Annotated in this window: 33 protein-coding genes and 1 pseudogene; 14 read left to right on the forward strand and 20 right to left on the reverse strand. The window is 69.2% G+C overall.

All coding sequences use genetic code 11. The features are described from left to right. The 5 genes from ACFV2X_RS21830 to ACFV2X_RS21850 all read right to left on the reverse strand — a co-directional run. Positions 1-1,071, reverse strand: a 1,071-nt coding sequence (locus ACFV2X_RS21830; protein ID WP_385618869.1) for a replication initiator, incomplete at its 3' end; no start/stop codon positions are given. A 137-nt stretch (positions 1,072-1,208) separates the two neighbouring features. Beyond that, positions 1,209-1,892: a DUF2637 domain-containing protein gene (locus tag ACFV2X_RS21835; RefSeq protein ID WP_385618871.1), complete on the reverse strand. Its 684-nt coding sequence runs from the start codon at positions 1,890-1,892 to the stop codon at positions 1,209-1,211. Positions 1,893-1,933: 41 nt separating this feature from the next. Next, complete coding sequence (locus ACFV2X_RS21840; RefSeq protein ID WP_385618873.1) at positions 1,934-3,316, reverse strand: cell division protein FtsK; 1,383 nt, start codon at positions 3,314-3,316, stop codon at positions 1,934-1,936. A gap of 2 nt (positions 3,317-3,318) precedes the next feature. Further along, on the reverse strand, positions 3,319-3,516 hold the full coding sequence (locus ACFV2X_RS21845) for a hypothetical protein (protein WP_385618875.1): 198 nt from the start codon (positions 3,514-3,516) through the stop codon (positions 3,319-3,321). Further along, positions 3,513-3,851, reverse strand: coding sequence for a hypothetical protein (locus ACFV2X_RS21850; protein ID WP_385618878.1), 339 nt, complete (start codon positions 3,849-3,851; stop codon positions 3,513-3,515). Before ACFV2X_RS21850 ends, ACFV2X_RS21845 begins: the two co-directional genes overlap by 4 nt. A gap of 180 nt (positions 3,852-4,031) precedes the next feature. On the opposite strand from ACFV2X_RS21850, the gene ACFV2X_RS21855 reads away from it, so the two are divergent. Then, a complete protein-coding gene (locus ACFV2X_RS21855; RefSeq protein WP_385618880.1) occupies positions 4,032-4,442 on the forward strand; it encodes a GntR family transcriptional regulator in 411 nt (136 codons plus the stop codon). On the opposite strand, the gene ACFV2X_RS21860 is transcribed toward ACFV2X_RS21855, so the two are convergent. Continuing rightward, positions 4,439-4,837 carry a VOC family protein gene (locus ACFV2X_RS21860; protein ID WP_385618883.1) on the reverse strand — a complete coding sequence of 133 codons (399 nt, stop codon included), beginning with the start codon at positions 4,835-4,837 and terminating at the stop codon, positions 4,439-4,441. The two genes, ACFV2X_RS21855 and ACFV2X_RS21860, sit on opposite strands and share 4 nt — an antisense overlap. Positions 4,838-4,846: 9 nt before the next feature. Continuing rightward, the gene (locus ACFV2X_RS21865) at positions 4,847-4,981 is read right to left on the reverse strand and encodes a hypothetical protein (RefSeq protein ID WP_385618886.1); all 135 of its coding nucleotides are present in this window, start codon (positions 4,979-4,981) and stop codon (positions 4,847-4,849) included. A 534-nt stretch (positions 4,982-5,515) separates the two neighbouring features. Here ACFV2X_RS21865 and ACFV2X_RS21870 point away from each other — a divergent pair. Beyond that, positions 5,516-5,782 (forward strand): hypothetical protein, encoded by a 267-nt coding sequence (locus tag ACFV2X_RS21870; RefSeq protein WP_385618888.1) that lies wholly within the window; start codon positions 5,516-5,518, stop codon positions 5,780-5,782. A gap of 554 nt (positions 5,783-6,336) precedes the next feature. Here the strand turns inward: ACFV2X_RS21870 and ACFV2X_RS21875 are convergent. Continuing rightward, a complete protein-coding gene (locus tag ACFV2X_RS21875) occupies positions 6,337-6,822 on the reverse strand; it encodes an ATP-binding protein (RefSeq protein ID WP_385618890.1) in 486 nt (161 codons plus the stop codon). A 137-nt stretch (positions 6,823-6,959) separates the two neighbouring features. On the opposite strand from ACFV2X_RS21875, the gene ACFV2X_RS21880 reads away from it, so the two are divergent. Together ACFV2X_RS21880 and ribD are read left to right on the forward strand one after the other, a co-directional pair. Then, complete coding sequence (locus ACFV2X_RS21880) at positions 6,960-8,507, forward strand: hypothetical protein (RefSeq protein ID WP_385618893.1); 1,548 nt, start codon at positions 6,960-6,962, stop codon at positions 8,505-8,507. Next, positions 8,507-9,394 (forward strand): bifunctional diaminohydroxyphosphoribosylaminopyrimidine deaminase/5-amino-6-(5-phosphoribosylamino)uracil reductase RibD, encoded by an 888-nt coding sequence (ribD, locus tag ACFV2X_RS21885; RefSeq protein WP_385618895.1) that lies wholly within the window; start codon positions 8,507-8,509, stop codon positions 9,392-9,394. Before ACFV2X_RS21880 ends, ribD begins: the two co-directional genes overlap by 1 nt. Positions 9,395-9,424: 30 nt before the next feature. Here the strand turns inward: ribD and ACFV2X_RS21890 are convergent, their stop codons facing one another. The 4 genes from ACFV2X_RS21890 to ACFV2X_RS21905 all read right to left on the reverse strand — a co-directional run bounded on the left by ACFV2X_RS21890 (position 9,425) and on the right by ACFV2X_RS21905 (position 12,968). Further along, positions 9,425-9,907 (reverse strand): hypothetical protein, encoded by a 483-nt coding sequence (locus ACFV2X_RS21890; protein WP_385618897.1) that lies wholly within the window; start codon positions 9,905-9,907, stop codon positions 9,425-9,427. 391 nt (positions 9,908-10,298) lie between these two features. Then, positions 10,299-11,015, reverse strand: coding sequence for a hypothetical protein (locus tag ACFV2X_RS21895; protein WP_385618899.1), 717 nt, complete (start codon positions 11,013-11,015; stop codon positions 10,299-10,301). Positions 11,016-11,492: 477 nt separating this feature from the next. Further along, complete coding sequence (locus ACFV2X_RS21900; RefSeq protein WP_385618902.1) at positions 11,493-11,846, reverse strand: antibiotic biosynthesis monooxygenase family protein; 354 nt, start codon at positions 11,844-11,846, stop codon at positions 11,493-11,495. A 138-nt stretch (positions 11,847-11,984) separates the two neighbouring features. Then, positions 11,985-12,968 carry a LysR family transcriptional regulator gene (locus ACFV2X_RS21905; protein ID WP_385618905.1) on the reverse strand — a complete coding sequence of 328 codons (984 nt, stop codon included), beginning with the start codon at positions 12,966-12,968 and terminating at the stop codon, positions 11,985-11,987. A 96-nt stretch (positions 12,969-13,064) separates the two neighbouring features. On the opposite strand from ACFV2X_RS21905, the pseudogene ACFV2X_RS21910 reads away from it, so the two are divergent. Then, positions 13,065-13,421: pseudogene (locus tag ACFV2X_RS21910) on the forward strand (NAD(P)-binding domain-containing protein); the annotation flags it as partial. Positions 13,422-13,515: 94 nt separating this feature from the next. Here the strand turns inward: ACFV2X_RS21910 and ACFV2X_RS21915 are convergent. Together ACFV2X_RS21915 and ACFV2X_RS21920 are read right to left on the reverse strand one after the other, a co-directional pair. After that, entirely contained in the window at positions 13,516-13,764 is a 249-nt protein-coding gene (locus ACFV2X_RS21915; protein WP_385619192.1) for a hypothetical protein, read from the reverse strand. Between the two features lie 5 nt (positions 13,765-13,769). After that, positions 13,770-14,261 carry a hypothetical protein gene (locus tag ACFV2X_RS21920; RefSeq protein ID WP_385618907.1) on the reverse strand — a complete coding sequence of 164 codons (492 nt, stop codon included), beginning with the start codon at positions 14,259-14,261 and terminating at the stop codon, positions 13,770-13,772. A gap of 84 nt (positions 14,262-14,345) precedes the next feature. Here ACFV2X_RS21920 and ACFV2X_RS21925 point away from each other — a divergent pair, with 84 nt between their 5' ends. The 3 genes from ACFV2X_RS21925 to ACFV2X_RS21935 are packed head-to-tail and all read left to right on the forward strand — an operon-like array spanning position 14,346 to position 15,738. Further along, positions 14,346-14,687, forward strand: a complete 342-nt coding sequence (locus ACFV2X_RS21925; RefSeq protein ID WP_385618910.1) for a PadR family transcriptional regulator — start codon at positions 14,346-14,348, stop codon at positions 14,685-14,687. Continuing rightward, positions 14,684-15,346, forward strand: a complete 663-nt coding sequence (locus ACFV2X_RS21930; RefSeq protein WP_385618912.1) for a hypothetical protein — start codon at positions 14,684-14,686, stop codon at positions 15,344-15,346. Before ACFV2X_RS21925 ends, ACFV2X_RS21930 begins: the two co-directional genes overlap by 4 nt. An 8-nt stretch (positions 15,347-15,354) precedes the next feature. After that, positions 15,355-15,738 carry a hypothetical protein gene (locus ACFV2X_RS21935; protein WP_385618915.1) on the forward strand — a complete coding sequence of 128 codons (384 nt, stop codon included), beginning with the start codon at positions 15,355-15,357 and terminating at the stop codon, positions 15,736-15,738. A 58-nt stretch (positions 15,739-15,796) separates the two neighbouring features. Here the strand turns inward: ACFV2X_RS21935 and ACFV2X_RS21940 are convergent, their stop codons facing one another. Then, on the reverse strand, positions 15,797-16,489 hold the full coding sequence (locus ACFV2X_RS21940) for a hypothetical protein (protein WP_385618918.1): 693 nt from the start codon (positions 16,487-16,489) through the stop codon (positions 15,797-15,799). A gap of 133 nt (positions 16,490-16,622) precedes the next feature. Next, entirely contained in the window at positions 16,623-17,876 is a 1,254-nt protein-coding gene (locus ACFV2X_RS21945) for a hypothetical protein (protein ID WP_385618920.1), read from the reverse strand. Between the two features lie 165 nt (positions 17,877-18,041). Here ACFV2X_RS21945 and ACFV2X_RS21950 point away from each other — a divergent pair, with 165 nt between their 5' ends. Further along, positions 18,042-18,467 (forward strand): DUF6210 family protein, encoded by a 426-nt coding sequence (locus ACFV2X_RS21950; RefSeq protein WP_385618922.1) that lies wholly within the window; start codon positions 18,042-18,044, stop codon positions 18,465-18,467. A 40-nt stretch (positions 18,468-18,507) separates the two neighbouring features. Here ACFV2X_RS21950 and ACFV2X_RS21955 read toward each other — a convergent pair whose 3' ends face one another. Continuing rightward, positions 18,508-19,536, reverse strand: coding sequence for a hypothetical protein (locus tag ACFV2X_RS21955; protein WP_385618925.1), 1,029 nt, complete (start codon positions 19,534-19,536; stop codon positions 18,508-18,510). A 47-nt stretch (positions 19,537-19,583) separates the two neighbouring features. On the opposite strand from ACFV2X_RS21955, the gene ACFV2X_RS21960 reads away from it, so the two are divergent. Next, positions 19,584-20,186 (forward strand): DUF4240 domain-containing protein, encoded by a 603-nt coding sequence (locus ACFV2X_RS21960; RefSeq protein WP_385618927.1) that lies wholly within the window; start codon positions 19,584-19,586, stop codon positions 20,184-20,186. A 33-nt stretch (positions 20,187-20,219) separates the two neighbouring features. Here the strand turns inward: ACFV2X_RS21960 and ACFV2X_RS21965 are convergent, their stop codons facing one another. Next, the gene (locus ACFV2X_RS21965) at positions 20,220-20,594 is read right to left on the reverse strand and encodes a VOC family protein (RefSeq protein WP_385618929.1); all 375 of its coding nucleotides are present in this window, start codon (positions 20,592-20,594) and stop codon (positions 20,220-20,222) included. After that, complete coding sequence (locus ACFV2X_RS21970; RefSeq protein ID WP_385619195.1) at positions 20,591-21,241, reverse strand: TetR/AcrR family transcriptional regulator; 651 nt, start codon at positions 21,239-21,241, stop codon at positions 20,591-20,593. Before ACFV2X_RS21970 ends, ACFV2X_RS21965 begins: the two co-directional genes overlap by 4 nt. Before the next feature lie 286 nt (positions 21,242-21,527). On the opposite strand from ACFV2X_RS21970, the gene ACFV2X_RS21975 reads away from it, so the two are divergent. Further along, entirely contained in the window at positions 21,528-22,697 is a 1,170-nt protein-coding gene (locus tag ACFV2X_RS21975; protein WP_385618931.1) for a trypsin-like serine peptidase, read from the forward strand. Between the two features lie 109 nt (positions 22,698-22,806). Beyond that, the gene (locus ACFV2X_RS21980; RefSeq protein WP_385618933.1) at positions 22,807-23,349 is read left to right on the forward strand and encodes a DUF1269 domain-containing protein; all 543 of its coding nucleotides are present in this window, start codon (positions 22,807-22,809) and stop codon (positions 23,347-23,349) included. An 80-nt stretch (positions 23,350-23,429) separates the two neighbouring features. Here the strand turns inward: ACFV2X_RS21980 and ACFV2X_RS21985 are convergent, their stop codons facing one another. Next, positions 23,430-23,906 (reverse strand): GNAT family N-acetyltransferase, encoded by a 477-nt coding sequence (locus ACFV2X_RS21985; protein WP_385618935.1) that lies wholly within the window; start codon positions 23,904-23,906, stop codon positions 23,430-23,432. A 65-nt stretch (positions 23,907-23,971) separates the two neighbouring features. On the opposite strand from ACFV2X_RS21985, the gene ACFV2X_RS21990 reads away from it, so the two are divergent. Both ACFV2X_RS21990 and ACFV2X_RS21995 read left to right on the forward strand, forming a co-directional pair. Next, the gene (locus tag ACFV2X_RS21990) at positions 23,972-24,769 is read left to right on the forward strand and encodes an exodeoxyribonuclease III (protein WP_089505259.1); all 798 of its coding nucleotides are present in this window, start codon (positions 23,972-23,974) and stop codon (positions 24,767-24,769) included. 41 nt (positions 24,770-24,810) lie between these two features. Then, positions 24,811-25,350: a tetratricopeptide repeat protein gene (locus ACFV2X_RS21995; RefSeq protein ID WP_385618938.1), complete on the forward strand. Its 540-nt coding sequence runs from the start codon at positions 24,811-24,813 to the stop codon at positions 25,348-25,350. The last annotated feature ends 11 nt before the right edge of the window (positions 25,351-25,361 follow it).

Consider the following 25,361-nt stretch of genomic DNA (forward strand, 5'->3'; position numbering starts at 1 on the left):
GGGTTCGGACTGGCCGCTGCCCTCACACGACTCGCACAGGTCCCGGAAGCCATCGGGGCCGTGCTGGTAGCCGCGTCCGGCGCAGTGGGCGCAGCATAGGGAGCGGTCCACGGTGCCGGAGTCCTCGGCGCTCTTGGTGGCGTACTTGGCGACGTAGGCGGCGACCTTCTGATCGGTCAGCTCACCGTCGCCCAGGGCGGCGATCTCCCGGATGTCGAGCTGATCGCCCCACCTCAGCTCGCGCTCCCCGACTGCCTTGGAGGCAACGGTGAGCACGGCGCGCCCAGCGGCATCTTTGATCGCGTGGGTGAGTGCGTCGGTGGTGGCCCAGGCGGGCGGGGGCTGGTTGCTGCCTTCTGGGCCGTCGAGGCGGATGACGGCGTGGAAGTGGACCAGGCCGCGCCGCTGGTACTCGGCCACCTTGGCGAAGGAGACCCGCAGGGAGGCGTTCAGTGCCTTCTGTGTCATGCCGAGGTGCGCGGCCAGCTCGCGGCGCAGGTAGGTGGTGAAGCGTGCCCAGAGCGCTCCGGCGTGCGCGTTCCAGAGCACGGCCCCGGTGTAGTCGTAGGTGGCGGGGGACAGCGGAGTGCCGAGGGCGGGGTCATTGGCCGGGTGGCGGGTGCCGCAGCGGCAGGGCAGGTTCTGGCCCGCGTCGGTGGTGCGGCGGTTGTGGACCGGCCCGAAGGACGGGGCGGTGAGGGTGACGAAGACCCGGGGGTGTGTGCGGACGGCCTCAGGCACTGTCTTGCCGCCGGAGAGTCCGGCTTTGATCAGGTGGTAGGTGTCGGCGGCGTAGAGGCGGGAGCAGGCCGGGCAGCGGGACGAACGGCGGTTGCCACACGCGGTCAGGAGGCGGCCGGTCGGCTCGTCGGCGGTGCTGTACGACCGCAGCACGGTGTTCGTCGTGGCGTCGAGGGTCTGTGTGGTGCCGACGAGCTGAACCGGGCGAGTGCAGCCCCGGACCCGGCTGATCTGGTCGTGGACGCGGTCGAAGTCGGGGAGGTGTGCGAGTTCGATGAGGTCCCGCAGGGCCAGGCTCGCCACGTGCCGCAGGTCCAGGGGGCGTTTCACGGCGGATACCGTCCTTTCTTGGAGGGGGAAGGGCCCCGAGCGGGGCAGGCCAAGGCGTGCGGGTGCTACTCGGGGCATGGCGAACCGAGCCCGGGAGGCGGGGCCAAGGTCGGATTGCCGGGACGGCCGGCACGGGGTCAGAGCTGGGCGTGCGCGGCGGTGGCCAGCGGGAGGGCGACGCCGAGGCGGGTCCGGAGCTGGGCCGGGGTGATGGGCGCGCCGTGCTCGGCCTGGTAGGTGTCGGCGATGGCGCGGGCCGCGTTCAGCAGCGGCGCGGGCACGGTAACCGCCGGGGGCGCCGGGAGCTCTGGAGCCGGGGCTGAGACAGGGGCCGAGGCGGGGGCAGGCTCGGCAACCGGCGCGGGAGCTGTCTCGGCCGGAGCAGGGTCCGGGGTGGCCGCCGAGGCTGGAGCGACGTGGGTGACGGCGTGGAAGTGGCGCAGGAGTTGCGGGCCGACGGCTCCCCAGCCCAGGAGGAGGAGCGGGGCGACGGCGTCCACTGCGGCTCGGCCGTAGTGCTTGGCGACGAGGGGTTCGGCGATGTTGAGGGCCAGGGTCAGCAGCCCGGACAGGTGCATCAGGCGTGTGGCGCCCTTGATCTGCTCGGCGGGAATGCCGCGCAGGGACAGGTAGCGCAGGGCCACCAGGAGGCCGACGACGGACAGGTCAACCATGGGAGCGATCAGCGGAGCGATTGGACGGGGGACGCCGAGCCGGAGCGCGAGGGCCCAGACGTTGCCGAAGGAGAAGACGAAGGCCAGGGCCGCGATGATCGCCATGACCACGGTGACGGTGCGCTGAGTGATCCGATCCTCAGACATGAGGTGTTCACCTCCTTTCGGGTGTCGGCTCGTCGAGGAAGTCACTTGGTGAGGAGGACCGGCGCACCGGCGCCGCTGGAGAGTTGTTCGTGGAGGAGTTCGGCGGGGTCGCGGGTCAGGTGGGCGGTGTCAGTGGCGATGCGGGCGGCGTCCTCGTCAGCCACGTATGGGGTGCGGATGCGGGTGAAGCCGGGTCGGCCCTGATGAGCCATGGAGGCCACGCCGACATAGGCCGGGTCCTGGAGCGCGGTCGGGTTGGCGTCCGGCCAGTTGCGGATGTCCTCCCCGAGGGCGACCACGGCCGCCTCTGCCGTCTTCTGGGCGAAGGACAGGCCGACCGGGCACACGTCCCGGATGAAGGTGGGGATGGCATCGCCGGTCGCTTTCTGCGTCGCGATGATCACCAGGATGCCGACGCTCCGGCCCTTCTTCACCAGGTCCTCAACCAGCCGGGCGTTGTCAGCGGCCAGCGCGGCCAGCTTCTTCGTCTGCGGGTCCGACCCCTTGTGGTCGCGGAAGTAGGTGTGTGCCTCATCCACGATCAACACCGTCAGCGGCCACGTGGCGGAGGGGCCGAGGTGCCACATGTTCTTGACGCCCAGCACGGCGCGGATGGACGCCGAGCGGTCCCGCCGCAGCTTCACCAGCCGCTTGAACAACGTGTTCGCCTCTTCGAGGTCATCGCCGACGAACGCGAACATGCGTTGCGCCAGGTCGGCGTAGTCGCCCTCATGGGAGGAGGTCACCTTGCCGTCCGCTACGGCGTACTGGATCGCATCCGAGGGGGCGGTGTCGCAGATGAACTTGTTGACCAGCGATGTCTTGCCGAACCCGGGCAGCCCGGCCACCGTGACCCCGGGCACGTCCGACAGGCTCACGTCGATCGGCTGGGCGTACTCGTCCACCCCCAGGCCCCACACCGCCAGTTCCTCAGGAACCTCACCAGTGGGTATGTGCTCGGTCGGGACGATCAGCGGGTCAACCCGTACGCCACGGATCACCAGCTGCCCCGGCTTGTCCGGCAGGACCGAGACCCGCGTACACCGCCACGCATCAGCAAGGTACGGGGCCGCCCGCTGGAACTCCGCCAGGCTGACCTTCGGCAGGCACACCGCCCGCACCACCACGCCGTACCGGTCGGCGTGGACCTTGATCTTCGGGATGAGGACCCGGGGCTTGGGCACCTTCCCGTCCGGCGCCACGATCACCGCAGCCGGAGGCGTCTTGTCCATCACCGACAGGCCCGCCATCGGAGCCAGCCGACGCCAGCCACGCCGCACCCGCACCGCTTGCCGAATGCTCGCCCGCGTCATCTTGTCGGCACGCACATAACGCACCACCCACCACACGACCCATATCCCGCTCAGGGCCAGGGCCGCCCCGGCCAGAGACGGAGCCAACCCAATGACTTCACCCACCGTCACAGTCAGTCCTTGTTCTCGTAGAGGAATCGGAACAGAGAGATCCGGAGCTCCAGCAGGTCACGGCCGGAAGCGAACTTCGGGTAGCCGTGCGACTCGATCACCTCGACCACGTCCAGGAGCAGGCCGTTCGTGAAGCGCGAGTCGTCATCCCCGCTCTCTGGCGCCACCGGATAGACCGGCTCAGGCTTGGCGGTCGTCACTTGACCAGCTCCAGCGCCGCCGCCCGGTAAGCAACACCATCGGACAACTGCCCGTTGAAGACCCGCGCCCACGGCGTGGCGAACAGCTCCACCACCCGAACCGGGACACCCGGCTGAAGACCATCCGGCAGACCGCCCGCCGGGACAGTCAGCTTCAGCTGCTCCGCCCGACCCTCCTCCATCAGGAACACCGTCAGGGTGTGCAGGGTCTCCCCCGTGTCCCGGTCGGTGGCCAACTCGCCCGTCTCCGGGTTCTTCACCTTCGGGATCGGCGCCGTGCCAGCGATGAACATCGTCGAGGGCAGCAGCCCCACACGGATACGCGTCATAGCCATGCCTAGCTTCCTTTCGATCAACAGCCGCTCGGTGCGGCGAGATCAACAGTGCACCATGTGAGCTAGTGCGTCAAGCACATAGCGCACCACCGAAGTAGGGGAGCTAGCCCACATCGGGCATAAGGAGAGGCAACATGCGTTCTAGTGCGATGGGTGGGCTTAGCGGGCTACCCTCGTGCTATGAGCCTGCCGAGGGATACCCACACTCCGCCTTACCGGCTGGTCGCCGAGGAACTGCGCCAGCAAATCCGGTCCGGCCGCATCAAGCCGGGCGAACGGGTCCCGTCTTCCCGCGATCTCGAAGCCAAGTACGACATCGCGAACATGACTGCGCGGTCCGCACTGCGCGTACTGCGCGACGATGGGCTGATCTATTCCACGCCAGGGCGGGGCAACTTCGTCGTTGACCCCCTGCCCCCAGAGCCGGGCGAGACCCCGGGGGCAGGCGAGTCGGAGGGCCAGCGGCAGATGGCCAGCGCTGAGTATCTGGAGCTCTCTGGACGACTGGATGAACTCAACGCGAAGGTGGACGACCTCATGGGGTTCCTCCAGCAGCTCGCCAGCTTCACCGAGCGTCAGAAGAAGAGCTAGGTCGTTTCGTTTGGATCATCGTGTGCAACCCGGTGATGCCCGAACACAAGGCAGAAAGGATGACCGACCGGATCCGCGAAGACGCGGAAGCGTCCTTCCCACTCGCCTGGAAGGCGGCTGGCTCCGAGGGCTAGGACAGCGCGCTCTGCGGCGTCGGCATCATCGACACGGATGTCTAGATGCATCTGCTGTGGGTTGTGCGGATCGGGCCAGGCCGGTGGCCGCCAGTGTTCACTGCGCTGGAACGCCAGCTGTCGTGCTCCGGGCTCAGTGCCGATCACGACCCAGTTCTCCGAGTCCTCGTTGACCCGCATGCCCAGGAGCTCTGCATAGAAGGCTGCGAGCGCGCGAGGCTCAGGACAGTCGAGCACCGTCTTCTCCAAGCGACCAATCATGGATCGACGCTAGATGGTCTCGCGGGCGCCAGGGGAAGCGGCCAGACTCTCGGCGACCTGGCGGGCCAACTCCTCCAGCTGGGCAATCTTCTTGTCGAGTTCAGCGAGGCGAGCCAAGATCTCCGCCGACTCCTGCGCGTTCATGTGCACCCCGTTCGTGTTGCTTATTGCCTCTCACCTCCACCAAGTCTTTTTGCAGGGCCCGTTCAGACATCGACCCCCTGTGACGCTGGTCACGCCTGGCTCTTGCTTCCTGATCGGGCGTCCGCAGCGACGGACAAGCGACGCTCGGAGCGCCCAGAGCGTGAGCTGTTCAAAGTTTCTTTACTGGATCAAGAAGCGGCCCGCTTGCGCGGGCCGCGCGCGCTGGCGGCCCGTGGCCGCCGCCCGCTCCTGTCTCCGCCCCGCTCAGCGGCGCCCCCGGCCCACTCAGCGCGCCACCCCACAGCAGCGACCCACCAGACGCAGTCAGTACCTGGAACAGTCGCCCGCGGTGCTCCCACCGACCACAGCGCAGACGCCGAAGCAGCAGCACGACCAGGACCACGCGCCCAACCTGCCAGCCGTCGAGGGGCGGCTACGCAGAGCGGCTTACATGGCCGGCCGTCCGCCGACTGCGGCCATCGCTGTTGTGCGCGCAAAGAGGCCAGCGGGGAGAGGGGGCGCCCGGGCGGGGCCATGTCGTTCGTCGACCCGGGCCGGATGTGGCCGGCCGCCGTACTGCCGCCGTCACGGATGCGGGAGCGTGAGCAGACCGCACTGCCCGGCCGTGGCGGGCGGGGGGCAGCTGCTGCCGCGCAGTGGCTCAGGCCGCCGTGGTCGCTGCGCGTCGGCGCGGGCATCGTCGTGGCAGGGCAGCGTGTCGTAAACACTCTCCTCACCACCACCGCCGAGCCCACCGCGCCGCGCCTGCCTCGCACTCGCAAACCCCTTTTCTCCACCTGAACTCATCCGGGACAAGGCAGAGTCGAGCGAGAGCACGACAACCGCCCCGGTACCATCGGCACCGGGGTCCTGATCAAGGACTCTCCGCCGGACCACCCGTCCGCCTGCCAGGGTTTGAGGGGTGGTCCGGTTTTGCATCTGTGGTTGTTGTGCGCGGTCCGGCCCCCCACCCGCCGACCGAACGGGTATGAAGATCGCGGGGAGCCGGACCGCAGACGGCGGACGGGGCAGAGTCCGCCGCCACCCCCAAGGCACAGCGTGTGACGTCGGTGAGACCGGGGGAGCTCACAGGATGTGTGCTTGCCTCACGGACACTGAGCCAAGGGGAATTGGAGGACGGAGGCCACCGGGTCCTTCCCGGGGAACGGCAGCCCCCGCCCCGTCTCTAAGGCAGCAGCGCGCCGCCTTGCCACCAGGGAATCTGTCGTCCGCCCGAGCGCAGCGGTACGCCTCTGCGGTGAAGCAGGTCGTAGAGCATCGTGCTCGCTATGCCGAACCGTCGCTGAATCTCTATGACCCGCATGCCGTCTCGGTACGCAGTGATGATGTCCGGCTCAAGTGCCGCCCATTTCGGTGTCCGCTTCGCCATGCGGCATCCCACCCTTCATCCCTTGACCAACATCCGAACCAGGAGCCGTCAGCACGGCCCACACCGACTTGCCAACCACCGGGCGCGGGGTCACACCCCACCGGTCCGCGAGCGCTTCCACCAAGACCAGCCCTCTGCCATGGGGAACTTCAATGCTCGGGATCTTCAGCTTGGGCCGCTCGTCCGAGGCGTCATGAACCTCGATCCGTACGGATTCGCCCTGGAGCAGGTACCGGGTCTCGATCTCCCGGCCAGGTGACACCCGAGCATGGCGAACGGCGTTCGTCACCAGCTCGGACAGGACCAGGACCGCCATCTCCTCGACGGTCGCCAGGCCCCAACCGCTCAGGGCCTTGCGCAAGTCGGCGCGTGCCAGACCGACGGAACGAGGATGACGGGCCCAACGCCGGACCACCTCACACTCACTCGCGTTCGTCAGCTCTGGCTTCATGGCCACAAGCTTGCAGGTCAGAAGCCCCGTTCGGACCACCCAATGGGGTACCCATGGCCCCCAATTGGGGTACCCCATCAGCTGGCGCGATCTACGCTGGACTGACGCGCACGTCCCTACACCCTCGCGAGCCGCCCATGAGTGAACGTGAAGCCAGACGCAGCGGGTACCCCCTCACGATCCCGGACCGCCTCTTGCAGAGCGAAGACCTGAAAAGGGCATGCAGACGACGGGACTTCGGGGAGATCTTCAGGCTCGTCAACAGACGTGGACCAGCGAGCTATGCCGAAATCGCGGCAGCGGTCGGCAAGATGACCAGCGCCCGAGTCGGCGACGTAATCCGAGGTGTTCGGGGTATTCGTGGCCAGGCCGTCATGGAACGCATCGCTGACGGACTGGGGATTCCCGGCCACATGCTCGACCTCCCTGAACGTCCGTGGGAGGGTACCCCGGCAACGGACGCCATCACCCAAACCCGTGACTACGCTCGAAGTGGCCAAGACGGCTCGGACGGAGCATCGTCCGCATTCCAGATAGAGACTGTTTCCGGTCTGCCGACCGTTCACGTAGATCCAGCGGATTCGGCGGATGCGGATGCGCTACCCCAAATCGTTCTTGTTTCGGTGTGCGTCGACGGGAAAGAGCAGATCGTGCCGATAAATCGCCGAGCCCTTCTCGGGCATGCTATTGGTATCGCCTTGCAGGGGAATGGTGTCTTCAAGCCCGGCAATGTTTCGGCCGGGGTTGTGCGCTCCAAGTCAGTGAGGCAGCCGCGACTTCCGGCAGCGCGGAACGAAGCGGCGATCGAGCATCTTCGCGATATGTGGCACGTCCTTGTCAGGGCAGACAACCTCTTTGGTCCGCGCCATGCTCTTTCGACCGTGCATCAACAGCTCGACGTATTGCAAGGCCTGTTGGAAGACAGCAGGGGTGAGTATCGGCACGAGGTGCTGAAGCTGTCTGCTCAGTACGCCGAATCAGCCGCATGGCTTCACGAGGACTCCATGGACGTGGCCAGCGCCGAGACCTGGACGAGCCGGGCCATGGAATGGGCCATGGAGGCCGGAGACGAGGCCATGTTGTCGTGGACTCTGTTTCGTCGGAGCCAGCTCGCAGCGGGGAAGCGGAACGCGGGTCAGGCGATCGGCCTCGCGCAAGCTGTGCAGCGCCATGAACGAGTTCTCACCAGGCCGATGAAAGCGGCAGCCATCCAGCAGGAAGCGCAGGGCCTGGCGCTTGATGGTGACGAAGTCGCCTGCCATCGGAAAATGGACGAGGCTCATGAATTCGCTGCTTCCGTTGATTCATCCGGGGATGCGCGATCAGGGCACGGCGACTTTTGTACGTCCAGCTATATCGAGATCCAGCGCGCGAATTGCTGGCTCAACCTGGCGCGCCCGGACCGTGCCGTAGTCACCTTCCAGAGTGCATTAGCTGAGCTTCCGGACGTCTACCAGCGAGACCGAGGGTTTGCCCAGGCGCGCCTTGCTATGGCTTACGTGGGCATCCGGGAATACGAGCAGGCCGCAGCCGAGGCCGCAGCGGTACTCGACATGGCCCGCGGCTCCGGTTCCGGCCGCACCTTGCAAGAGGCAGTCATGGCGATCAACGCTCTTGCGGCGGAGAGTAATGTTCCAGCCGTGCGAGAACTACTCGACGCAGTCAAGGAGAATGCGGGGTTCTGATGGCCACGCCGAACGAACTAGCGGCCATGCGGCGAGCAATCGCCATCTCTGCCCAAGGACTTGGGACGACGAGCCCGAACCCGCCCGTTGGGTGCGTGATTCTCGACCGCGACGGCGTACCGGTCGGCGAGGGCTACCACCTCCGCAAGGGAGACCACCACGCGGAGGTGAACGCGCTCACCGCAGCGGGGGAGCGGGCCGAGGGTGGCACGGCCGTCGTGACGCTGGAGCCCTGCAACCACCACGGCCGGACCCCGCCGTGCCGACAGGCACTGATCGACGCGAAGGTGTCCCGCGTACTGATGGCCGTCATGGACCCCACCTCACGCGGGGAGGGCGGCGCGGCGGTGCTGGAACATGCCGGCATCGAGGTGGAGCGGGGCGTTCTTGAGCAGGAAGCGTTGCTTGTGCTGGGCCCGTGGCTGCATTCGCTGCGTATGGGAAGGCCGTACATCACCTGGGCGTACACCGTCGGTATCGACGAGGACCACGAGGGCCAGGTCGTGAACGAGCTGCGCCGCACGCACGATCTGCTGATCCGGTGGGATGGGACGATTGAGGAATGCGTGCCAGGTGGGCACGGCGAGGATTCCTTCCGCGTCCCGCTCCCCCCGGTCGGCGACGATCCCGCGAATGCTTTGCGTGCCTTGAGCGAGACAGGGGCTCGTACAGTGCTTATCGAAGGCAGCTCAAATCGATTGGGGAGGTTGCTCATCGACGTTGTCGACCGCGTGATCATTGACGCCCCCAGCACTTTGCCGTCATCTGGGGCGACTTCATCAGGTGGGATAGCGATGGAAACATCCCCCGAAGGATTCCGTTTGACTAGCGTCCATCCATATGGCTCGTTCATGCGTTTCGAGGCCGAGCGGACCATCCGGGGTTAGTAACACTTTGAGCGCTGGCGAGTGTTCAATTCATTCGTGTTCCTCAAGATCTTTAGCTTCCTCTCGAAGATTTCGCACAATCGGCGGTTCTTGGGGGAGTGGCTCTCCTCGCAGATGAGCGCCTACGCATTCTGTGGCGTCATTGACCGCGAGCCAGACAGGGTGTCCTTCAGTACCCATTAGAACGTGCCAGTACCACATGATTTGTGTTGCCCCCGTTAGGCGGGATCTCAGCTCTGCCGAGGTCAGAACCATCGAGTAGGTGTCGATGGTGTGTATCAGTTGCCTAAGCTCCTCCGGGCCGCCGGACTCCTCGTGGTCTGACAATGTGTGCTTCAGGTGATGCACGGAGATGAGGGCTTTTCTGATCTCGTAAGCGGCTTCCTCCTGCCGATTCGTCAGTCGCTCATCCGTCAGGGCTTTGCGATGCTGGCGATTGGCCCATATTGTTGTCCACATACTGCCTCCAAGGCCCAAGAAGACACCAGCGAGTCCAATTAATGCTTCATTCATTAGGCAAGCCTCTCAAAAGACCGACTCCATTCCCTGTTGCGTTTTTTGGTGCCTCTCGCTGACCTCACGGCTGAGTGGCCCTCCGTGTCTCCGCTCAGGTGCGGCATCTGAAGAGCTGGTCTGTCGGGGCGGTCCGGAAGAAGCCGCAGTGCTTGCGTAGTCTGACATCAGTGCTGACATCAACGACGACACACGGCACGCGCCAGCGGTACACGATGAGCACCAGGACAGGGCGCCATCGGTACTCGCACCAGGCCCCCGCCCGAACCTACGGATCAAGAGGTCTGGGCAGCGTCCGACGAGTCGTGAGTCAGCACCGCGGCCATGAAGCGAGCGAGGCGGCGGCATCCGTGTCGCGCGTCCGGACGGTGGCCAGCGCACATAGCCTGTATCACCTGGGCGCGGTGGCTTCCACGGTGACGTCGGCGACTACTTCCACCATGTCCGGTCCGTACTGGTCGGAGCTGAGAACCTTCAGCAGGAGGCAGAAGACCCCATCGGACCCGTACTGGCGGGCAAGCTGGACATGGTGCCGGGCTAGGTAGCGTATGGCTGCCTGGTTGTTAATCCCGCGCTGGCCTGCGGCGAGGAAGACTGGACGGTCACTCTCGGGTGCGGTGAGGCGGGCGAGCAGCGCATACTCGGCTACGCCCTTTGATATCCGGTACGCCTGTCCACCGATGGTGAATGCCAAACCATCGGGTATGTTCTCGTGGTCGGTGTTCACCTCGACCCCGGGCAGTAGCGAACGTAGGTGGGCCTCGGTGCGACGGTTCGATCCCGGGCCACCGACGCAGAACTCGGTCCGCGTACCGAAACCCAGGCGGGCGACGTCGTGGACTACGATCTCCGCACGCGCTCCGCACTCCTTGATGAGGGCCGATAGTTCGAGGAGTGCGAAGGCGTCATAACGCTGGACACTGCGACCAGGTGCGCTCGGGTCCTGGTTGACGACGAGCAGACATTCGGAGCCATTCGACAGTCCGAAGAACTTCTGCTTTCTTCGGAGCTGACGCCGCCACAGGTAGGTCCTGAAGAGCCAGCCCCCAGCAGCGCTGATCAAGCTACTGACCAGTCCCAGAGCGATATTGAGCGCGCCGTCATTCATAGGCTGTGAGCCTACGGGCGTGCACTCCCCCGCAAGCTCGGACAGCCGTAGACCCCGCTGGGCAGCTACGGCTGATCCACCGGCAGGACCTACCAGTGGTGTCGTCGCTCGCTGAGCCGACCGGAGGTTGCTGTGTGGACCTCCTGTGGGCCGCGAAGCCCTCAGAGGGCAGCGAGAGGATCTGTTCGTGCAGGCCAGGGCTATAGCTGTGTTCCGGCTACAGCCCTCTTGAAACCCGTCGTGGCCTGACCCCTACGGCGGTGGCTGTACAGCAGGGAAGTACAGCAACCACCGCCACCACAGCCGACCGACACCGGCCCCAGCCGACCGGCTGACCAGCCCAGCAGACCGCAACGACCGCCCCGCGCGTAGTTCGCATCGAGGGGGTCAGGGGTTCAAATCCCCTCAGGTCCACACAGCTCAAAGCCCCCGCCGGGCAATCCGGCGGGGGCTTTTTCATGGTGTACAGGCGGGCACCTACGCTCGCGTGAACCCGTGGCTCCGCTCCACTTTCGCCACATGCAGTGTGTAGCTCTGATACCACTCGGCTCGCCCGCGGTTTTGCGCCGCGCGGTGCTCGGCGTTGGTCCGCCACTCCGTGAGTGCGTCGGCGTCGCGGAAGTACCCGACGGTGATGGCCAGCCCACCAGGAGTCTGCGCGTGGTCCATCCCCAGGTACCCAGGAACTTCCTTCACCAGGTCTTCCATGCGCGCGTTGGTCTCGCTGTAACCGCTCTGGTCCTCGGTTCGCACCGAAGTGAAGACCGCGACGTAGTAGGGCGGTTCAAAGGCCTCGACGGGCGCGACAGGTGCTTCGGAGTGATTGCTCATGGCGCCACTGTGAGGCGGCACCCGCCCAACGATCAAGCATCTTTCCTGAACGGGATACATAAGGGATCCAGTTCTTGACCAAAGCTCTCTGAGCTGACGGCAACCCTGACGGCGACGACGGCACACAGAGACCGTTGATCACTCATCGGGCAGTGAGAGAGAACAATCGCGCGTGTCAGGGCGGTGGTCAGCGGGCGCGTGGGTGTGGCGGGCCCCGGCCCCGGTCGGCCCGTCCTGCCCACGCCGCAACGCAGCGGCGAGTTGATCGTGGAGAGACCCTGCACAGGGGTGGGGATCGCGGCGTGGTGTGACCGTGTAGATGCCCCGGGTCGGAGGATCGACGAGACCCACTGTGGTGACGTCGGTCCGCAGCGCGCACGTCAGCACCCCGGGTACCAGCGCGATGGCATGACCGGTTGCGACCAGGGCCAGCTTGCCGTGCAGATCGGCCGCAGTGAGGTCGATGCGGGCACTGACTCCGGCACGGGCGGCGTGCTGGCGCAGGAGTGCCGCCGAGCCGTCGTTGTCCTCGACCCAGGTCTGGTCGGCCAGCGTCCGTATGTGCACCGGGCCGCCCCCGGCCTGCGGATGGCCGACGGGCAGGACGACGACCATGTCGTCAAGGCCGAGGAACCGCCGATCGACCCGCGGGTCATGGGGCAGCCCCGGTGGTGCATCGGTGACGACGGCGATGTCGAGATCACCGGCGATCACGCGCTGGTACAGCTGCGCGCTCAGTCCGGGGACCAGGCTCCACCGGATGGATCCGGCCCGCTTCAGCAAGCCCCGGATGGCCTCGGGGACGACCCCGGAGGCCAGGGAGGGGGCGGCGCCGACAGCCAGCGGCCGACCGGACGGCCCGTCGTGAACGTCTCGTGCGGCGCGTACGGCGCGGTCGGCCTCGTTGAGCGTGGCCAGGGCGTGGCGCCGGAACACCTCGCCCGCGGCAGTCGGACGCACACCGCGCGCATGGCGATCCACCAGCGGTACGCCGATCTGCCGCTCCAGCCCGGCGATCTGCCGGGAGACGGCCGATTGCGTGTGGTTGAGCTCCGTAGCCGCCGCCGACAGCGATCCGAGGCGGCACACGGTCACGAAGGTCCGCCATACGGTCAGGTCCATGGGTGCCAGTATGCGCAGCTGGTATGCGTATCTCGCAGGGCTGACCTGCTGAATCTGCGCTTGTCGCAGCCCTCGCGGTGCACCACTGTGGCGCGCATGACCGCACCACACACGCCACACACCCTCGCTGTCCTCGGCTTGGGGCGCATGGGCACCGCGCTCGCGACACGACTCGCCGCCCAGGGCTGGGACGTCGTCGGCTGGACACGCTCCGGGCGCACATCAGGCATCGGCAAGGTGACAGGCGATCCGAGCGCCGCCGTGGCGAAGGCCGACCTCGTGCTCCTGTCACTGTTCGACGGACCTGCCTGCCAGCAGGTCCTCGACGATGTCCGCGACTCGCTGCGCACGGACACGATCGTGCTGAACACGGGCACGATCGCCCCCGCCGAGGCGTCGGAACTGGCCCGACAACTCGGCCCGTCCTATGTCCACGCGCCCGTGCTCGGCTCTTGGGTCATCAGTTGCTGCCAGGTGGGCCAGGGGGTGTTCGAGGTCCGCGGCCAAGGTCGTAGCCGACGCCGTCTCATGCTCCTTGTCGGTCATCTCAGTCTCCTTCCGGCTGGATTCGGCGGAGGACGAGCAGGCCGCCGATGCCAGGGATGACGGCGAGCCAGCGGGCGGTGGAGGTGGCGGTGGGGGTCATCCAGGTGCAGGCGATGGTGGCGAGGTAGGCCATGCCGTGGACCGGGCCGCCGAGGGCGGTGATGGCCTTGGTGTGGACGGTGGCCAGGTTGAGCAGCAGGGCCGCGAGGGATATCGCCTCGACGGCGGCCGCGATCCGCAGGGTGCGCATGGCGGTCACGCTCCTGTGGTGGAGCCGGGGCGGACGATCATCAGGACGACCACGATCGCCCACAGCAGATTGAAGATCCCGGTGGTCATGGCCAGTCGGGTCGCCGCCGCCCGCGTGTTCTCGGCGGTATCCGTGTCGTCCGGCGCGGCCAGCAGGCGTTGTTGGGTGGGGAGGATGGCCAGCGCCAGCAGGGCGGCGGCGATGGTGGTCAGCACGATCGAGGTGATGAGCCAGGCATCGCCCAGGACGCCGAGTTGGGCGCCGGTGGCGAGGCCGAAGACCGGGACGGCCAGGCCGACGACGGTGTAGCCGCGGCAGATGCGGTGCAGGAACGCGGCTATCGCGGGGCCGCGCCGAGCGTCTGGTTCCCGGTCGTCCGGTTTCCGGGCGTCGCCGGAGTCGCGGGCGAAACGGGGGAAGAGCGACGCGGCCACGGCGATCGGACCGATCGCCAGGATCGCGGCCAGGACGTGCACGGACAACAGCAGCTTGGTCACTGCGACTCCGTCGGTTGAGTGGGCAGCCTATATGTTGGCTGCCAATATATAGAGTGCCTACGGGTGGATGGGTAGGCTGCCTACATGAAGGGAGATGCGGTACGCGGACACCTGGACGCGCTGCTGCTGGCTGCGCTGGAGCAGGGGCCGTTGCACGGCTACGCGATCATCACGGCTGTTCAGCAGCGCAGCGGCGGCGCCCTGGAGCTGCGGACGGGCACGATGTATCCGGCGCTCAACCGGCTGGAGCGGCTCGGGCTGCTGCGCAGCGACTGGCAGTCGGTCGGCGAACGCCGCCGCCGCTGCTACGAGCTGACCGACGCCGGACGGCGCGGCCTGGCCGAGGAGCGTACGGCCTGGCGCGAGCTCACCGCCGCGATCGGCGCCGTCCTGGACCCCGCCCCGGCGCCGAGGCCGGCCACGTGACGGCCCTCGACCCGATCGAGGAGCATGTCGCCGCTCTCGCGGCCGCCCTGCACGGCCCTGCGCGGGTCAAGGCCCGGATGCTGACCGAGGCGCGCGATGCGCTCATCGACGCCGCCGCGGACATCGCCGACGAGGGGAGCCCCGACGGCCGCGCCGCGCGTCAGGCCGTGGAGGACTTCGGGAGCGTCGAGGACGTCGCGCCCGCCTTCCAGCGCGAGCTCACCATCGCGCAGGCCCGCCACACCGCGCGCCGCGTCGCGCTCATCGTGCCGTTCTTGGCCCTCACTTGGTATGTGCTGGTGATCGTCGACCACGGCCGGGGCCTGCCCTACCCCGTCGAGGTCCTGACCGCCCACGTGGGCGGCGTGGCGGCCGTCGCCGCGCTGCTGGCGGCGGCGTCGCTGGCCGCCACCGGCACCCTGGCCCGCCGGCTGCCCACCCCGCGGCGGCTTCCGCTGATGGTCGCCTGGACCGGTACCGCCGCCTGTGCGGCCGTGGCGATCAGCGCGGTGACGCTCACCACCGCATCGGCCCTGGCCGGGAACGGGCTGGTCAGCGCGGGCGTAGGCGTGCTCACCATCGCCTCACACGTACGGATCGCGGCCTCCGCCCGCTCCTGCCGTCAGTGCGCCCGGCTCCCCGTCGTCGCCCACAGGTGAGGCGGGCGATGGACACCTCCGCGGCGCATGACGTCGGTGGCCGCGTGGCCTTGGGAATCGCGGTGGCCGCGGCTCTCCTTGCCACCGTGTGGTGGGGGGTCGCCGGGCTCGGCACCGAGAACTTCGGCAGCGACTGCCTCCTCTACTACGGCGAGACCGGACCGCGAGCCGAGCACTGTCAGCAGGTGAACGAGCGGGCGGAGGCGTGGCTTCCGCGGCTGGTGGCTCTCGCGTGGGTCGGTGCGGTGCTGAGTCTGGTTCTGCGGGGCCTGCCGCGGCGGGTCCTTCCAGGGAAAGTGCCGGTGCGGCGGGCAGCCGCCGGGGTCGCCGTCGGCTGCCTGATCGCCGGCGTGGCGCTCGGGGTCCAGGCCATGGCCGTCTCCCGGCCATGACGGGCCATGACGGGCGATGACGGGCCATGACGGATAACGGGCCTTGGCCCGCGGGCGGTCAGCCCACGCGCTCGATGACGGCCCGGCGGATGAGGAACTTCCCGGGCTCGCGTACCTGCTCGAACGCGGCGTTGTTGAGCAGCGCGCAGCTGCCCGAGGTCGAGGTCACGCTGACCGTGGTGGACTTGTTGTTGTCCAGATTGGTGACCTTGAGCCGGGTGCCGACCGGGAACTGGTTGCTGGAGGCGGCGGGCGCGCCCTCCTCGCCGGAGAGGGTGACCGTGGAGCCGGCGCAGACCACCTCGCCGGAGGCCCCGCCGGTGTCACCGCCTGCGTCACCGCCCGGCTGCTGGCCGCCGCCGGTCGCAGGGGAGGTGGCCGGGGCGGTGGTCTCGGGGTCCGCCGCCGTCGGGGCGGAGGTCGGGGCGGTGGTGGGGGTGGAGGGTGTGACGGTCTCGGTGCAGCCCGCCACCTGGCGGCGCTGCTGGATCTGGGCCACCACCTCCTGCCGATTGGCGATCCTCGCCTCCGACTGGGCGTCGGGGTCGGCCTGTTGGCCGGCGATGAAGTTCAGATTGTTCCGCAGCGCGGTGTCGAGCCCGGCGCAGTTCTCCGTGGGCGCCTTGGCCTGAGCGGTCTCCGAGGCCTGGCTGACCCCGACGCCGACGGCGAGGCCGCCGCCCACGAGACCTACCGCGCCGATGGTCAGGGCGATCTTCTGGGGCCGGGTCACACGACGCTTCCGGGACATGCGGAACTCCTCGTTGGATCGGTCCGTGCTGTGCGGTGCCTTTCGCAGCCGAGATACGGCCGTGCGCGACGAACCGTTCAACGAGGTCCAGACCTTTGTTATCGGACCTGGTCAGAGCCTTGGAGGAGAACGCTCAGGAGTGGACGGCCGGGCCGACGTCCTCCATGACGAGGGCCGGGAGCACGGCCACGGCCACCTGCCGGGGAGCGGCGTGGGGCGAGGCGGTCCGCTCCGCGAGGGCGGGGCGCCAGGAGGTCAGGCGGTGCAGGGCGGTGCCGAGGCCCCTCTCGTCGTCGTCCAGGAGCGCGGCGATCAGGGCGACCGTGTCGGCGCGGGGTGAGCCTGCCGGGGCAGGGAGATCCTTCAGGCGGGGGACGAGGTGGGTGCCGACGCCCTCCGGTGCCGCGGCGGTGGCCAGCGCGGCGAGTACGAACCGGGCCGCGTCGGTCTCCTCGTCCCAGCGGTCCAGGAGACGCGGCAGCGCGCGGCCGATCGCCCGCCGCGTCATCTGTATGCCGGCCGGCTCCTGCCATATGTCACCGAGCGCGGCGACGCGGTCGGCCGTGAAGACGGCGAGCGAGGCGCCGGCGGACGCGAGTTGGAGCAGGTCGCCGAGCACGATCCCCCGGACCGCGGGCGGAATCGCGCCGTCGCGCGCCAACTCGGCCAGGAAGGGGACGGCATCGACGGTGTCGTCGGTGCAGTCGCCCTGGTGGGCCACGGCATCGGCCAGGTCGCCCAGGAACGCGCCCGCGGTCTCGTACGGCTCCCCGAAGGCGAAGTCCTCCTCCAACAGCCACCCGACGGCTTCGGGTGCCTCGTCCGCGCTGCCGTACATCCGCTCCGCCACCGCCACCACAGCCCGGACGACATCCTCCGGCCGGTGCGGTTCGGCGGAGGCCAGACCGGTCCACCGCGGCCCCGGGGCGGGCGGGGCCGGATCGGCGGGCAGCGGGACGGGCGGGGCGACCTCGGCCGTGGTGCGCTCGTGCACCAGGCCGTCCCGGGTGAAGACCTGCTGCAGGGTGGCCGCGTGCCCCTCGGCGCAGCCCTGATGGAACCCGCTGCGGGACCGGGCGGCCCCGGCGATCCGTATGTGCTCGTGCCGGAGGAACGGCCCCAGCGCCCGGCGGTCGTGGCCGGAGTGGACCGCGAGCGAGAAGACCTGCCACCAGCCGGCCAGTTCGGGGTCAAGCGACGGCTTGCCGTACCAGAAGCTCGACGGATCCGACCGGAAGTGGTCATGGGCCCGTATCGCGACCAGCCGATGCCCGGCCGCGGCCAGTTCCGCGGCGGCCTGCCGCGCCGCGTCCTCGGTGGGCAGACACAGGGTGTGCTGGACGCCCCACGCGGGTGGGGCGGTGGCGGTCGAGTCGGTACGTGCCATGTCGCCCATGGTGCACCCGGCCACTGACAGTGCCGGCTACGGACGGTGCCGGCCACTGACGGTGCCGGCTACTGACGGTGCCAGCCACTGACAGTGCCGATGGCTGACAGCGCCGCCCGCGGAAATCCTGTTGAGGCACTGGGCGCGGGGCCACAGACTGCGGGCATGGCCGGTCAGCGTTTTGTCTTCCTCGACCCCGACGGGGCGTCGGAGGACTGGATCTGTGTGGTGGTCGAGGCGGCCACCGGGGTGTCCTACCAGCAGCAGTACGGCGGAACGGCCTGTCGGCAGGGGCGGGTCGAGGGGTATTTGGTGCCGGTGTACGCGCCCGATGAGCTCGACGGGCTGTGCGAGATGTTCGAAGGGCATTTCCGAGGGGCCGGGACCTGGCATCACCAGTGGACGGCCGACGAGTTGGCCAAGCTGCGGGAGATCGTCGCGGGCGTGACCTTCTGGGCCTGCGACGGTACGAACGAGGAGCCGCGTTCGCTGCGCCTCGACGAGGGCCGGCTCGCCGAGGCCGACGAGGCGTGGATCCCCGTCACGACGCCGGACGGGCCGGGCGTGCTGCTGTGGTGCAACTCCGACTGAACCGCCTGACCTGATCCCGTCGTGATCCTCGCCGGGGCGATCAGCGCGCCGTTGCGCGGGTGATGGCCTCGGCGGTCTGCCAGAGGCGGGGGAGGAAGCGGGTGACCTCCTCGGCGCGGTGGAGGAGGTCGGACGTCGAGGCGATGCCGAGGTCGGCGAGGGCGGCGCGGAAGGGCGGGGTGAGCGCCTGGTGGGTCTCGGGGGCGTCGGCGGCCAGGATGGTGTGGCAGCGGGCGAAGGTCGCGGTGATCCAGAAGACCGCCTCGTGGTGGCGGCCGCGGTCGATGAGGGCCTGGCTGCCGTCGATCGCGATGGGCCGCGCCGCCGGGGTGATGTCGCTGCTGAAGAGGAACGGCGTCCTCGCGACGGGGGCGGTGGCGTCGAACGTCGTGGCCAGCTCCCGCAGATGGTGCCGGACGCGCTCGGCGGGCAGATGGGCGCAGCCGAGGAGGCCGAGGAGTTCGGGGTAGAGGTCGAGACGGCCGTGGTCGGCGAGGACTTCGCGGGCGGCCAGATAGCGCAGCCGTACGGTGGGGTTGCGCAGGGCGGCGACGAGCAGCACATGGGTGGTCACGCCGGTGGGGAACAGCCAGGCCAGCACCTGTTCGTGGAACGGCGCCGACGGGTCGATCGCCGCGAGCCTGCGCTCGATCCGAAGGCGGGCGTCCTCGCATCTGCGGAGCACCCAGGGCCGGGCGGCGAAGTCGCGCGAGACGCGGGCGTGCAGGGCGCGCAGCCGGCCGGTGGGGTCGTCGATGACCGTGTCGGTGCGGAAGCTGCCGGCCAGGTGGTACGAGGAGAGCACCGCGTCGGGCGGGGCGAGCAGTGCCCAGGGTAGATAGCTGATCTCCAGCAGGGCGCCGTCGTGGCGGAGTTTGCCCGGCTTGGCCGGGGGATCGTCCTCGGCGGTGACGACCACGACATCGACGTCGGAGGTCGGCGGCAGTTCGGCGGCGTCGGGCAGGCCGACCGTCGAGCCGCTGAAGTACGCCCCGCGGAAACCGGGTTGGGGACGGGCGTACCGGTCCACCCACCGGGCCGCGGCGGCACGTGCGGAGCCGACCTTCACCCTGCGTCCTCCCTGCGTTGTCAGACCCCCCTGGCACAGTTGACCACATGGACACGGATCGCTTCTGGACCGTCATCGAAGCCGCGCGGTCGGGCGGCCCGGACGGAAAGCCTGGCGACAAGCCTTTCGACGAGGTGCTGGTCGACCTGCTCGCCGCGCTCTCGAAGTCGGACATCCTCGAATTCCAGACGCGGTTCGACGAGATACACGACGCCGTCTATCGATGGGACGTCTGGGCCGCCGCCTACCTCATCGGCGGCGGCTGCTCCGACGACAGCTTCATCGACTTCCGCGCCGGGCTGATCGCGCTGGGCCGCGAGTGGTACGAGCGCGCGGCCGCCGACCCGGACAGCCTCGCAGAGCACCCGGTCGTGATCGAGGCCGCGGCCGACGGCGGCTATGAGGCCCTGTTCAACGAGGACGTCAACTACGTGGCGAGCAGGGCGTTCGAGCGGGTCGCCGCGGTCGGGGAGGACTTCTACGAGGAGTGGAAGCGTCATCGGTCCGCTCAGGGGGAGAGCGGGGGCGGCGGCCTCGGGGCGGGTTCCGAGGCGGACATGGGTGAGGACTTCGACTTCGACGACGACGAGGAGATGAGCCGCCGTCTGCCGCGCCTCGCGGCGCTGTATCTGGGCGAGCTCGTGGTCTGAGACGACGCTGCCGCATGGCGGGCCTCGTGCCCGTCACGCCGGGGACATCACCTCGTACAGGTTTCCCGTCTCGTCCTGGAAGAACAGGCCCCGGGGGCACAGGGGGTGGTCGATCCGGCTGTTGTCGGGCTGGGTGGGGTCGTTGCCGTACGGGATGCCCGCCGTGCGGATCCGGGACAGGATCGCGTCGAAGGTGGCCGGGTCCACGTCGAAGGCCAGGTGGTGTCCTTCGGGGTCGGTCACGGTCATGAAGTCCAGGGTGAGCGTGTTGTTCACCCGTACGGGGGCGAAGTGGCCGTCGCGGCCCGCCGGGGGCAGTTCCTCCAGGCCCATGACGGAGGCGAAGAAGTGGGCCGCCTCGCGGTGGTCGGCGGCGGGGACGATGGTGTGGTTCAGCGTGACGCTCATGTGCCGCTCCCGGGTTGGTTGAGGGTGCCGTGCAGGAGGACATCGACGAACTCCACCGGATCGACGTCGGCGCCCTCGGCGCCGAAGTGCAGCTGGGTGAAGAGCATGCCGAGGAAGATCGAGGCGACTCTTTCGGGGGGCAGGCGCAGGGTCGCCCGGTCGGGTTCGACGAGTTCGGTCAGGGCGTCGCGGGTCGCCCGCATGGATGTCTCCCGGCTGTCCGCCGGTCGGTCGGGGCCGTCGTGCGCATTGTCGGAGGTCCCGCCGCCGGTTGGTCGGGCGCCAGTTGGTCGGCCACCGGTCGGTTGGGCGCCGGTTGGTCGAGCGGCGGGGGTGCGTTCGCGGCGGTGGCCCGAGGCGTGCAGGGCCCCGGCCACCGCGCCCATGCGCGTCAGATGGGCCCGCATCGCCTCGGCCGCCTCGGTCAGCCGGTCGGCGAGCGGCTGGTCGAGGGAGATGGAGGCCAGCTCGCGCAGTACATGGCTGGGGTTCATCGCCTCGGCCGTGCAGGCGGCCAGCACCTCCTCCTTGTCCTTGAAGGCGCGGAAGATCGTCGCCTCGCCGATACCGGCGGCGCGGGCGATCTGCGCCGTGGTCACCGCGGCGCCGTACTCGGCGACCAGCGGGAGCGCGGCCGCGACGATCATCGCCCGGCGCTGCTCGGTGCTCATGCCCGGTGCACGCCGCCGGGCCGGTGGTTCCGCCATGCCGCCCACCGTACGGAGTGAGTACTCACTCCGTCAATGCGCATCGAGGCGATGTCATGGAATCGTGCCGACCCGGTTTGTGTTGTGTGCGGGCTGTGAACCAGGTGACGGCTGTGGCCTCAGGTGCGGGCATAGTGGGGGGTCTGTCCCAGAAGGGGCAGGTGGAAGACGGCTTCACGCGCAAGCAACAAGCGCGGCACGACAGCACACAGGGGGACGACGCTCCATGCCATCCATACGCCGCTCCGCCGCGGCCGCCGCGGCCATGGCCGCACTGCTCGCGGTCACCGCCACGGCCTGCGGGCCGAGCGACGACAACGCCGGGTCCGAGCCGAGCGCTTCGGCCACCACCGGGGACAAGGGCAAGGAGAAGGAAGGTCTGAAGATTCCGGACGGGGTGCCGACCAGTCTGGACGACCTGAAAAAGTGGAAGGACGGCGGCTGGAAGAACTGGGACGACTGGGCCCGCAAGGCTTCCGATTTCGCCAACCCCGTCATCAAGGACTTCTGGCAGCCGTCCCGGATGGCGAAGGCCAAGGACTCGCCGAGCACCGTCGCCACGCAGAGCGCCGGTGCGGGCCAGGCGGCCACCGACCCCGAGCCGTCCGCGATCCAGGCCAAGCAGGTCTCGCGGCCGTACCACCAGAACATGGCGCCGGTCGGCAGGGTCTTCTTCGACAGCCCCGACGGGCCGATGGTCTGCTCGGGCACGGTCGTCGAGGACCCGGCCCACCCGGGCAAGTCCAACCTGGTGTGGACGGCGGGCCACTGCGTGCACTCCGGCAAGCAGGGCGGCTGGATGCGGAACATCGTCTTCGTGCCGTCGTACAACGACAACGGGCTGCCCGCCAACCGGACCGAGACCGCCGCGAGCCAGGACGTCGCCCCGTACGGCGTGTGGTGGGCGGACTGGTCGCAGACCTCCTCGCAGTGGATCGACGGGGGCGCCCACACCGGCAATGTCGCCTCGTCGTACGACTTCGCGGTGCTCCATCTGAAGCCGGAGAACGGCGGCGGCAAGTCGCTGCAGGAGACGGTCGGGGCCGCGGTCCCGGTGTGGTTCGACGCGCCGTCGGCGAACCAGGTCAGCTCGATCGGCGCGTACGGCTACCCGGCCGCGCCGCCGTACGACGGGGCGCTGATGTTCAACTGCCTGGACCGGCCCAACCGGCTGTCGTTCTCGCCGACCGCGCCGACGATGTACCGGATCGGCTGCACGATGACCGGCGGCTCGTCCGGTGGCGGGTGGCTGGTGAACCGCGGTGGCAAGACGGCGCTGGTGTCCAACACCTCCATCAGCTCCAATGCGCACACCTGGCTCGCGGGGCCGCGTCTGGGCAGTGAGGCCAAGGGCGTGTTCGACGCGATCAGCCGGAAGTTCGCGGCCAACGGCTGACCGGCGGCTGTCCGGCGGCTGTCCGGCGGCGCCCCCGCGCACCCCGTATGCCCTGCTTATGCGGTGGTCACGAGGTGCGTGGGGGCCGTTCTGCGGCAAGAGTGGGGGTATGGCCGAGAACATCTTGTTTATGGATCTTCCGGGGCCGGAAGCGGCCCCTCGGGCGCTCGACGCACTGCTCCGCGCGGATGACGAGGGCACGCTGGTGCTGTGCGAGGGCGCGGTGATCGCGCGGGCCGTGGACGGGACGCTCGATCTGCCGGACTGTGTGGACAGCACCGGCGCCCGCTGCTTCACCATGGATGACCTGATGGGCGGGCTCGTGGGCGTTCTGGGCGGGCCGCTCGGCATCATGATCGGCTTCGGGGAGGGCGGGTTCGTCGGCGCGGCGCGGGACACCCGCGAGGGTATGGGCGCGGGCCGAGGTGGAGGTGAGGGCGCGGATGCGGGCGAGGCGGCGGGCGTGAGCGCCGCCCTGGAGATGCTGGCCGCCGAGGTCCCGCCGGGCACCACCGTGCTGGTCGCCGACGTGCGCGAGCCGTCTCCTGACGCGGCCGACCGGGCCTTGGCGCCGTACGGTCACCCGGTCGCCCGGTATCCGGCCGCCCGGGTGCGCAGGGAGATCGAGTCGGCCAAGGCCGAACGCTCCTAGGCGCTCTCCGACGGGCCACCCGCCGACAGCCATCCGGGAGCCTGCCGACAGCCACCCGGCCGCGAGCCCGCTGCCGCGGCCTACGCCAGCGGCTTGCCGTAGCAGCGGCTGGACTCCTCGAAGCGGTACAGCCCGAACTTGGTGATCGGCGCATAGCCGCACGAGGTGTAGAGCGCTATGGCCTCCGGCTGCTCGGTCCCCGTCTCCAGCACCATCCGCTGCCGCCCCGCCTCCCGCGCGCTGTCCTCCAGCGCGGCCAGGATCCGGCGGGCCAGCCCCTGCCCCCGCGCCTCCCGGACCACGAACATCCGCTTGATCTCGGCGTCGCCATCCGCGTGGCCCTCCTCGCTGTGCTCCTGGCTGCGCCAGCCGCCACTGGCCACCGCGCGGCCCTGCGCGTCGTACGCGAGGAGGTACAGCCCCCGGGGCGGTTCGAAGTGCGTCGGGTCCATGACGGTCAGGTCGGGGTCGCCGTAGCGCTCGACGTATTCGGCCTGCACTTCGTCGTTGAGCTTGACGGCGTCGGGGTGGTCGTAGGGGACGGACTGGATATTCATGCGAGAGATCGTACTTCCATGCGAACCTGCGGGGCGCTCGGTTTTTTCTGGCGTATCGTGCCGGAATGCTCACCGTGACCACCGTGAATGTAAACGGGCTGCGCGCCGCAGCCAAGAAGGGCTTCCTGCCATGGCTCGCGGGCACCGCCGCGGACGTGGTGTGCCTGCAAGAGGTGCGCGCCGAGCCCGGTGAGCTGACCGCGCCGGTCCGCGAGCCCGACGGCTGGCACACCGTGCACGCCCCGGCGGACGCCAAGGGCCGGGCCGGGGTCGCCGTCTACACGCGGCGCGAGCCGGAGGGCGTACGGGTCGGCTTCGGGTCCGCGGAGTTCGACGGCAGCGGCCGCTATCTGGAAGTGGATCTGCCCGGGGTGACGGTCGCCAGCCTGTATCTGCCGTCGGGGGAGGTCGGCACGGAGCGGCAGGAGGAGAAGGAGCGCTTCATGGGCGAGTTCCTGCCGTACCTGAAGGAGCTGCGGGAGCGCGCCGCGGCCGGCGGGCGCGAGGTGCTGGTGTGCGGCGACTGGAACATCGCGCACCAGGAGCCGGACCTCAAGAACTGGAAGGCCAACCGGAAGAAGTCCGGGTTCCTCCCCGAGGAGCGTGCATGGCTGAGCCGGGTGTACGACGAGGCGGCGTACGTGGACGTGGTGCGCAAGCTGCACCCGGACGTCGAGGGGCCGTACTCGTGGTGGTCGTACCGCGGGAGGGCCTTCGACAACGACGCAGGGTGGCGCATCGACCTGCTCGTCGGCACACCGGGGCTGGCCGAGCGGGCCGTGAAGGCGCAGGTGGAGCGGGCGGCGAGCTACGACCAGCGGTGGAGCGACCACGCCCCGGTGACGGCGGTCTTCGGCGGCTGAGGCGGCTGACACGGTCGGCCCCGGGCTGAGATGCTGCGCCGGTGAACACTGCGGCATCGGATTGGGAACGGCGGGTCGCGGACCTGTGGACCGCCTTCGACGACCACGACCCCGCCGACTTCCTGGCGGCCATGACGGCACTGGCGGCCGAACTCCCCGCCGGCGACCCCGTCGCGTCCTTCGAACTGGCCTCGGCGTACGACGCCACCGACCGCGAGGAGGAGGCCGCCCCGCGCTACCGCGAGGCCCTGGCCGCCGGACTCACCGGGCCGCGGCGCCGCCAGGCGGTGATCCAGATGGCCAGCACGGTGCGCAACCTCGGCCGGCCGGAGGAGGGCGTCGCGCTGCTCACTGCGGAACGGGAAGCGGAATCAGACGAACTCGACGACGCCGTCGCCGCGTTCCTCGCGCTGGCGCTCGTCGACGCCGGGCGGGAGCGGGAGGCGGTGGGCCTCGCCCTGTCGGCCCTGTCCCGCCATCTGCCCATGTACAACCGCTCGCTGGCGCGCTACGCCGACGAACTCGCTGGCGGAGCGAGCGGAGCGGACGGAGCGGACGGAGCGGACGGAGCAGGACGCTGAGCGCCGCGCCG

The sequence above is a fragment of the Streptomyces sp. NPDC059679 genome (genome assembly GCF_042734105.1).
Classification (GTDB): Bacteria; Actinomycetota; Actinomycetes; order Streptomycetales; family Streptomycetaceae; genus Streptomyces.